General features: G+C 64.4%; 1 pseudogene. It reads right to left on the minus strand.

The annotated features are described in order from the left end of the window. Nucleotides 1-129: 129 nt before the first annotated feature. Nucleotides 130-318: pseudogene (locus CRD60_RS08465) on the minus strand (phosphoglyceromutase); the annotation flags it as partial. Nucleotides 319-455: the final 137 nt, after the last annotated feature.

Genomic DNA, 455 nt, shown 5'->3' on the forward strand with positions numbered 1-455 from the left:
GCGTGACCCGGCCTATCCCGCACGCCCGCGCACCCGCCTGCTGTTGCGACGACTCCTTCCACGAGAGGCGAGCCACCGATAGGGGGGGCGCGCGTACGTCTCGCGGGTGGGCCCGGAAGAGTCCTCCGTCTGCTGGCCCCGGGCAGCGACTGCGGCGGCACCGGCTGCGGCGGCCTCAGGGTCCAGGTACGCGCCACGGGGCTTGATGGGCTTGAAATTCTCATCCAGTTCGTAGACCAGCGGAATGGCGGTGGGGATGTTGACCTTGGCGATCTCCTCCTCGCTCAGGCCGTCAAGCATCTTGACGGCCTGAGCGAGGACTGTCTCTTATCTCCGTCTGACGCGCCCGACGCAGGCGATGGTTTTGCTATGCGTTTATTGCGATCCTGTCGACCACTACTCAGCTCTCTCGAGCTCATCATACACAGCGAGTCGCGGTGTTGCGACACACATTA

This window comes from Bifidobacterium aemilianum (genome assembly GCF_003315635.1).
Lineage (GTDB): Bacteria > Actinomycetota > Actinomycetes > Actinomycetales > Bifidobacteriaceae > Bifidobacterium > Bifidobacterium aemilianum.